We start from the raw sequence: 7,504 nt of genomic DNA on the forward strand, positions 1-7,504 counted from the left end.
GCTCCGGTAGGGCCCGGTTTGCCCATGTGGTGACCGGTCCGTATTCTTGACCCTCGGCGTCTTGACGCCATGCTCCCGAGCACCTCACCTCCCGGATCCGGTCCGCCGGCCCGGGGGAGGCCGCTGTGTCCATACCCAGTGGCTGGCATCGGCGAGCTCCGACCGAGTACAGAAAGCAGGTACCGCATGTACGCGATCGTTCGCGCAGGCGGCCGCCAGCACAAGGTCGCCGTCGGCGACGTGCTGGAGATTGACCGTATCGACGCCAAGCCGGGTGACTCGGTCGAGCTGTCGACCATCCTGGTCGTCGACGGTGACGCCGTCACCTCCGACCCGTGGGTGCTCGGTGGCGTGAAGGCGCACGCCGAGGTCGTCGAGGAGACCAAGGGCGACAAGATCGTCATCCTCCGCTACAAGAACAAGACGGGTTACCGCCGTCGTCAGGGTCACCGCCAGAAGTACACCGCGGTGCGCATCACGAGCATCGACTCCGTCAGCAAGTAAGGGGATAGCGAGATGGCACACAAGAAGGGCGCAAGCTCTACCCGCAACGGCCGTGACTCGAACGCCCAGCGCCTCGGCGTGAAGCGCTTCGGCGGCCAGGTCGTCAGCGCCGGCGAGATCATCGTCCGCCAGCGTGGCACCCACTTCCACCCGGGCGCCAACGTCGGCCGTGGCGGCGACGACACCCTCTTCGCGCTGACCGCCGGTGCCGTGGAGTTCGGCAACCGTCGCGGCCGCAAGGTCGTCAACATCGTGGCCGTCGAGGCCTGAGTCTGACTCCACGTCAGGACTCTCCGTGAAGGGTGGGCCGGAATGTTCCGGTCCACCCTTCATGCTTTACCGCAGGACACACTTTTTTCTTCGCACTGGAGGCACACCCCATGACCACCTTCGTGGACCGCGTCGAGCTGTACGTCGCCGCGGGTAACGGGGGCCACGGCTGCGCCTCCGTGCACCGGGAGAAGTTCAAGCCGCTCGGCGGACCGGACGGCGGCAACGGCGGTGAGGGCGGCAGCGTCATCCTCACCGTGGACTCCCAGGTCACCACCCTGCTGGAGTACCACCACTCGCCCAAGCGCAAGGCCACCAACGGCAAGCCCGGCGCCGGCGGCCACCGCACCGGCGCCGACGGCCAGGACCTCGTCCTGCCGGTGCCGGACGGCACCGTGGTGCTCGACAAGCAGGGCAACGTGCTGGCCGACCTCGTCGGCCACGGCACCAGCTTCGTCGCCGCCGCCGGCGGCCGCGGCGGCCTCGGCAACTCGGCGCTGGCCTCGGCCCGCCGCAAGGCCCCCGGCTTCGCGCTGCTCGGCGAGCCCGGCGAGGCCCGCGACATCGTGATGGAGCTCAAGTCCGTCGCCGACGTGGCCCTGGTCGGCTACCCGAGCGCCGGCAAGTCCTCGCTGATCTCGGTGCTCTCCGCCGCCAAGCCGAAGATCGCGGACTACCCCTTCACCACGCTCATCCCCAACCTCGGCGTGGTCACCGCCGGCGAGACCGTCTACACCATCGCCGACGTCCCCGGCCTGATCCCGGGCGCCAGCCAGGGCAAGGGCCTGGGCCTGGAGTTCCTGCGGCACGTGGAGCGCTGCGAGGTGCTGGTGCACGTGCTCGACTGCGCCACCCTGGAGCCGGGCCGCGACCCGCTCACCGACCTGGAGACCATCGAGGCCGAACTCGCCCAGTACGGCGGCCTGGAGGAGCGGCCGCGGCTGGTCGCGCTGAACAAGGTGGACGTCCCGGACGGCCAGGACATCGCCGACCTCACCCGCGCCTCCCTGGAGGAGCGCGGCTACCGCGTCTTCGAGGTCTCCGCGCTCGCGCACAAGGGCCTGCGCGAGCTCAGCTTCGCGCTGGCGCAGATCGTCTCCGAGGCCCGGGCCGCCAAGCCGGTCCAGGAGTCCACCCGGATCGTGCTGCGTCCGCAGGCGGTGGACGACGCCGGCTTCACCATCACCGAGGAGGACGGCGCCTACCGCATCCGCGGCAACAAGCCCGAGCGCTGGGTCCGGCAGACCGACTTCGCCAACGACGAGGCGGTGGGCTACCTCGCCGACCGGCTCGCCCGCCTCGGCATCGAGCAGGAGCTGTGGAAGATCGGCGCCCACGAGGGCGACACGGTCATCATCGGTCCCGAGGAGAACGCGGTCGTCTTCGACTGGGAGCCGACCATGGCCGCCGGCGCCGAGATGCTCGGCCGCCGCGGCGAGGACCACCGCTTCGAGACCCAGCGCCCGGCGGTCGACCGCCGCCGCGAGCGCCAGCGCGGCCGGGACGCCGCCGAGGAGGAGTACCTGGCCTTCGAGGCGCTCTCCTCCGGCCGGGCCGCCCTGGAGGGCGACGACGAGGACTGATGTCCCGGTGCGCACCGGCGGGCACGCCCGCAGGCCCCCTCCCCCCCGACCAACCTCGAGGGGGAGGGGCAGCCGTGGGGCCGGAGAGCATGCCGGGCGGCGCGAGGTCCGCCGGGTGACGATCCTCTTCACCCGTTCGCGCAAGGGCCGGGAGCAGGCGCACCCGGTGCCCGCGGTACCGTCCGCCAGCTGATATCCCGGCGGGCCCGCCACCCGGATCGCGTAGATTGCGGTCCGAGCAGCGGGCTCGATCCAGCACGACCGGAGGACACTGATGACGGGTCAGACACTGCGGCAGGACGTCCTCGCCGCCCGGCGGATCGTCGTCAAGGTCGGATCCTCCTCGCTCACCACCGCGGCCGGCGGCCTCGACGCCGACCGGGTCGACGCCCTGGTCGACGCGCTGGCCAAGCTGCGTGCCCGCCCCGACGCCCCGGACGTGGTGCTGGTCTCCTCCGGCGCCATCGCCGCCGGGCTCTCCCCGCTCGGCCTGGAGAAGCGCCCCAAGGACCTGGCCCGCCAGCAGGCCGCCGCCAGCGTCGGGCAGGGCCTGCTGGTGGCGCGCTACACCGCCTCCTTCGCCCGCTACGGCATCCGGGTCGGCCAGGTACTGCTCACCGCCGAGGACGCCAGCCGCCGCTCGCACTACCGCAATGCCTACCGCACCCTCGACCAGCTGCTGGCGATGGGCGCGATGCCGGTCGTCAACGAGAACGACACCGTCGCCACCGCCGAAATCAAGTTCGGCGACAACGACCGGCTGGCCGCCCTGGTCGCCCACCTCGTCCGGGCCGACCTGCTGGTGCTGCTCTCCGACGTCGACGGCCTGTACGACGGCGACCCGAGCCGCCCCGGCACCAGCCGGATCGAGACCGTCCGCGGCCCGCACGACCTGGCCGGGATCGAGATCGGCAGCGCCGGCAAGGCCGGCGTCGGCACCGGCGGCATGGTGACCAAGGTCGAGGCCGCCCGGATCGCCACCGGCGCCGGCATCCCGGTGGTGCTCACCGCCGCCAGCCAGGCCGCCGACGCCCTGGCGGGCCGGCCCACCGGCACGCTCTTCCAGCGCACCGGCAGCCGGTCCGCGGACCGGCTCCTGTGGCTGGAGCACGCCTCCACCCCGCGCGGTGCGCTCCACCTCGACGCAGGCGCCGTGGACGCGGTGGTGCACGGCGGGAAGTCCCTGCTCCCGGCCGGTGTCACCAAGGTCGAGGGCGACTTCACCGCGGGTGATCCGGTCGACCTTCTTGGTGAAAACGGCCACATCGTGGCCCGCGGACTGGTCAACTTTGATGCGAGGGAGCTGCCCCGTCTGCTCGGCCGGTCCACGCGGGAGCTGGCCCAGGAGCTCGGTGCCGCGTACGAGCGCGAGGTCGTCCACCGGGACGACCTGGTCGTCCTGCGCGGCTGAGGGGGCTGCCGCGAGGGTGCCGGCGGGGCGGCCGGCGCCGGCACCACGACTTCGCCGAACAGGAGGCCGCCGATGGCAAGCAGGCGCCCGGGGACGCTTCCCCACGATACGGCGGGGCGGCGGTTCACCAGCATCACCGGCGGCCGGGCCGCCGAGCGGCCCGCCGGTGAGCCCGCCGAGGGCGTGCGCGACCTGCGGCAGCGGGCCGGCGGCGCGGAGGACCCCGAGGACCAGGCCAGGCTCTGGCACGTGGTGCTCTCGGTGGCCGGCCGGGCCACCCCGCTCGCCGACCTGCGGGCCGGCCTGGAGCGGCTCGCCCACGACCACTCGTTCTTCCTGACCGCGCGCTACGCCGAGGACCACGCCGAGATCCGGTACTGGGAGCAGGCCCGCGACCTGCACGACGCCGCGGCGATCGCGCTGCGGCTGTGGGGCGAGCACAAGGCCTCGGCGAACTTACCGCCGTGGGAGATCGTCGGCCTGGAGGTGGTCGACCGGGCCACCTACCACCACCGGGTCGCCGAGGGCTTCGGGGCCCCGCCCGCACAGCCCGGCGGCGTCCACCCGTACTGAGCAGCGCGGCCGCCCGCAGCCCGGGCGCCCGGTGCCGCCCGGCCGGGAGGGTGTCTCACCGGGCGAAATACCGGCCGGTCGGGGGTGTCCGAGTCGCTACCCTTCTGGCATGAGCGACCACGCCACCACCGACAGCCCCGTCCTCGCCGCCGCGCGCCGTGCCCGGGAGGCGGCCGCCGCGCTCGCACCGGTCCCGCGCAGCGCCAAGGACGCGGCGCTGCTGGCGATCGCCGACGCGCTGGTGGCCCGCAGCGCCGAGATCACCGCCGCCAACGCCGAGGACGTGGCGCGCGCCCGCGCGGCCGGCACCGCCGAGTCCGTGGTGGACCGGCTCAGCCTCACCGAGGACCGGATCGCCGCGATCGCCGCCGACGTGCGCTCGGTGGTCGGCCTGCCCGACCCGGTCGGCGAGGTGGTCCGCGGCTACACCCTGCCCAACGGCCTCGACGTCCGGCAGGTCCGGGTGCCGCTCGGCGTGGTCGGCATCATCTACGAGGCCCGCCCCAACGTCACCGTGGACGCCGCCGCGCTCTGCCTGAAGTCCGGCAACGCCGTCCTGCTGCGCGGCTCCGCCTCCGCCTACCGCTCCAACACCGCCCTGGTCGCCGTCCTGCGCGACGCGGTCGCCTCGGCCGGGCTGCCCGCCGACGCCGTCCAGCTGGTGCCGGGCGAGAGCCGCGAGTCGGTGCAGGAGCTGATGCGCGCCCGCGGCCTGGTTGACGTGCTGATCCCGCGCGGCGGTGCATCGCTGATCCGCACCGTGGTCGAGGGCTCCACCGTCCCGGTGATCGAGACCGGCACCGGCAACTGCCACGTCTACGTCGACGCGCAGACCGACCTGGCGATGGCGGTCGGCATCCTGCTGAACTCCAAGGCGCAGCGGGTCAGCGTCTGCAACTCCGCCGAGACCCTGCTCGTCCACCAGGACGTCGCCGACGCCTTCCTGCCGCTCGCCCTGGAGGCGCTGGCCGCCGCCGGGGTGACGGTGCACGGCGACGACGCGGTGCTGAAGGCCGCCGAGGGCACCGCCGCGACGGCCGTCCCGGCCACCGACGAGGACTGGGGGGCGGAGTACCTGTCGTACGACATCGCGGCCGCCGTGGTGCCCTCGCTGGACGCCGCCGTGGCGCACATCCGCCGCTGGTCCTCCGGGCACACCGAGGCGATCGTCACCACCTCGCAGGCGGCGGCCCGCCGCTTCACCCAGCTGGTGGACTCGACCACCGTGGCGGTCAACGCCTCGACCCGGTTCACCGACGGGGGTGAGTTCGGCTTCGGTGCGGAGATCGGGATCTCCACCCAGAAGCTGCACGCCCGCGGCCCGATGGGCCTGCCGGAGCTGACCTCGACCAAGTACATCGTCACTGGTGACGGCCATGTCCGGGGCGAGGCGACGCAGACCGTCGGCGGCTGAACGAGCACCGCCCCGCCCCCGGTGACGGAGCAACTGCCGGGAGGCCCAGACAAAAGGGCCGCCCGGTAATACGCTGAATCCCGTGGCTGAGGATGTGGGGGGCTCGCCGTACCCCGACGGCGCCGACCACGGTGGTGCGGACGACGAGTTCGCCACCGTGGTGCTCGACGAGGCTTTCGTCCGGTCCGCTGCCGTGCACGAGCCGAGCGCCTTGGAGCGGCAGCTCGCCGCGGCCGAGACCCGGTTCGAGCCGGAGAGTGCGGGCCAGGGCCGGCCCTACGACCTGACCGGCCCGGAGATGGCCGGCACCGGCGACGCGCTGCCGCTGGAGCTGCGCCCGCACCCGCGCGGTCTGGACGACGACCGGCACTTCCCGGATCCGTGGTCCGGCACCGACCGGGCCCGCCGCCGGGCGCGCTGGGGCCGGACGGTGCGCTGGGACCCGCTGCGGTACGCGGACGGGCGCACGGTCGCCCAGCAGCGCTGGCACCGGCCGGTGGCCTGGGTGCTGGCGGTGGTGATGGTGGTCGGCGTGGCCGCGGTGGCGGTCGCGGCGGTCTACCGGGGCGCCGGCGGCGGGGCGGGCTCGCCGCGCCGGCCGGAGGTCGGCACCAGCAGCGGAGCGGGCCTGCTGCCCCCGTCGTCGCCGCTGCCCGCGCCGGTGGCCGTGCCGAGCAGCTGAGCGGGTCCGGATGACGCCGTCCCGGGCCGTCCCGCGGAATCTGTCGACCGGCACTCGATGCCCGGGCCGCCCGGCTCTACGCTGGTTCTATGGGTGACCCGCGCGAGCCTCCGGAGGGTGCGCCCGACGGTGGTTCCGGCAACGACGACGAGTTCAGGTCCGTCGTCTTCGACGAATCGTTCGTCCGGGCTGCCCGGATCCAGGAGCTGTCCGCACGGGAGCGGCTCGGCGGCGGCTACCGGGCGACCCGGCCGCGGATCGGCCTCGGCCCGTTCGGGAGCCTGCCCCGGCAGGCGGTCGCCCTGCTGCTGGTGGTCGTGCTGGCCTTCGCCGCCGCCGTCTACTTCGGGATCAGCTCACCGCACCGGCAGGCCGCGCCCCCGAGCGGCAACCAGCTGACGTCCAACGCGGTCGCGCTCAGCCCGTCCGCCCCGGTGGCGGCCGTCGCCGATCCGCAGCACCCGTTCGCCGGGCTGGCCGGCGGCTACGCGGAGGGCACCGCGGGCCTCGGGATACCGGCGGGCAGCGCCACCGCGCACTTCACCCGCACGGAGGTCGCCCGCGCCCTGGCCGTCGTCCGCACCTATCTGACCGCGTCCGCGCTCAACCCGGCCACGGTGGCGCAGGGCGACAGCGCCGAGGTGCGCGACCTGGTGACCGCCGGCGAGCAGGCGCAGTACGACGAGAGCGTGAACAGCCCCCGCGACGACCAGCACCACGCCGCGACCGGCTGGCTGGTGCGGCTGGACCCGGGCCGGGTGGCGCTGGCCACCGACACCGTGATGTCGGCCGGTGCGGTGCAGGTCGGCGAGGCCGACGCGAGCACCCTGCAGGTGGCCACCGACCACACCTTCGTCTACGCGGTACGGGCCGCGGGCACCGCCGAGGCGCCGGTGAGCCTGTTCTCCGTCCGGCGGGAGCTGCGCTTCGCCTTCGACCGCGGCGACCTGAGCGTGGGCCGGCTGCGCCTGGTCGACGCCGGGGGCCAGGCCCGGCCGGACCCGGGGGGGGCGCCGACAGCCGGGGTGCGCCCCGCCCATGGGGCGGGGGGTGGGGGGTGGGCGCCG

At 74.2% G+C, this 7,504-nt stretch carries 8 protein-coding genes; all 8 read left to right on the forward strand.

Annotated elements, in window-relative coordinates; genetic code table 11:
* Nucleotides 1–186 precede the first annotated feature (186 nt).
* Nucleotides 187–504 (forward strand): 50S ribosomal protein L21, encoded by a 318-nt coding sequence (gene rplU / locus ACFV0G_RS24700; protein ID WP_380551873.1) that lies wholly within the window; start codon nucleotides 187–189, stop codon nucleotides 502–504.
* A gap of 12 nt (nucleotides 505–516) precedes the next feature.
* Entirely contained in the window at nucleotides 517–774 is a 258-nt protein-coding gene (gene rpmA / locus ACFV0G_RS24705; protein ID WP_030906548.1) for a 50S ribosomal protein L27, read from the forward strand.
* 110 nt (nucleotides 775–884) lie between these two features.
* Nucleotides 885–2,357 (forward strand): GTPase ObgE, encoded by a 1,473-nt coding sequence (obgE, locus tag ACFV0G_RS24710; RefSeq protein ID WP_380551876.1) that lies wholly within the window; start codon nucleotides 885–887, stop codon nucleotides 2,355–2,357.
* A 274-nt stretch (nucleotides 2,358–2,631) separates the two neighbouring features.
* Nucleotides 2,632–3,768 carry a glutamate 5-kinase gene (gene proB / locus ACFV0G_RS24715; RefSeq protein ID WP_380551879.1) on the forward strand — a complete coding sequence of 379 codons (1,137 nt, stop codon included), beginning with the start codon at nucleotides 2,632–2,634 and terminating at the stop codon, nucleotides 3,766–3,768.
* A gap of 72 nt (nucleotides 3,769–3,840) precedes the next feature.
* Nucleotides 3,841–4,341, forward strand: coding sequence for a hypothetical protein (locus ACFV0G_RS24720; protein WP_380551882.1), 501 nt, complete (start codon nucleotides 3,841–3,843; stop codon nucleotides 4,339–4,341).
* Between the two features lie 109 nt (nucleotides 4,342–4,450).
* Nucleotides 4,451–5,755, forward strand: coding sequence for a glutamate-5-semialdehyde dehydrogenase (locus ACFV0G_RS24725; RefSeq protein ID WP_380551885.1), 1,305 nt, complete (start codon nucleotides 4,451–4,453; stop codon nucleotides 5,753–5,755).
* Nucleotides 5,756–5,837: 82 nt separating this feature from the next.
* Nucleotides 5,838–6,437 carry a hypothetical protein gene (locus tag ACFV0G_RS24730; protein ID WP_380551888.1) on the forward strand — a complete coding sequence of 200 codons (600 nt, stop codon included), beginning with the start codon at nucleotides 5,838–5,840 and terminating at the stop codon, nucleotides 6,435–6,437.
* A gap of 89 nt (nucleotides 6,438–6,526) precedes the next feature.
* Nucleotides 6,527–7,504: hypothetical protein (locus ACFV0G_RS24735; RefSeq protein ID WP_380551891.1), on the forward strand; the 978-nt coding region annotated here is incomplete at its 3' end.

Source organism: Kitasatospora sp. NPDC059571 (assembly GCF_042735675.1).
Classification (GTDB): Bacteria; Actinomycetota; Actinomycetes; order Streptomycetales; family Streptomycetaceae; genus Kitasatospora.

What these genes read in the sequence shown, in the direction of transcription:
- rplU (WP_380551873.1), top strand. Translation starts at nt 187, where the DNA reads ATGTACGCGATCGTTCGCGCAGGCGGCCGCCAGCACAAGGTCGCCGTC.
- rpmA (WP_030906548.1), top strand. Translation starts at nt 517, where the DNA reads ATGGCACACAAGAAGGGCGCAAGCTCTACCCGCAACGGCCGTGACTCG.
- obgE (WP_380551876.1), top strand. Translation starts at nt 885, where the DNA reads ATGACCACCTTCGTGGACCGCGTCGAGCTGTACGTCGCCGCGGGTAAC.
- proB (WP_380551879.1), top strand. Translation starts at nt 2,632, where the DNA reads ATGACGGGTCAGACACTGCGGCAGGACGTCCTCGCCGCCCGGCGGATC.
- ACFV0G_RS24720 (WP_380551882.1), top strand. Translation starts at nt 3,841, where the DNA reads ATGGCAAGCAGGCGCCCGGGGACGCTTCCCCACGATACGGCGGGGCGG.
- ACFV0G_RS24725 (WP_380551885.1), top strand. Translation starts at nt 4,451, where the DNA reads ATGAGCGACCACGCCACCACCGACAGCCCCGTCCTCGCCGCCGCGCGC.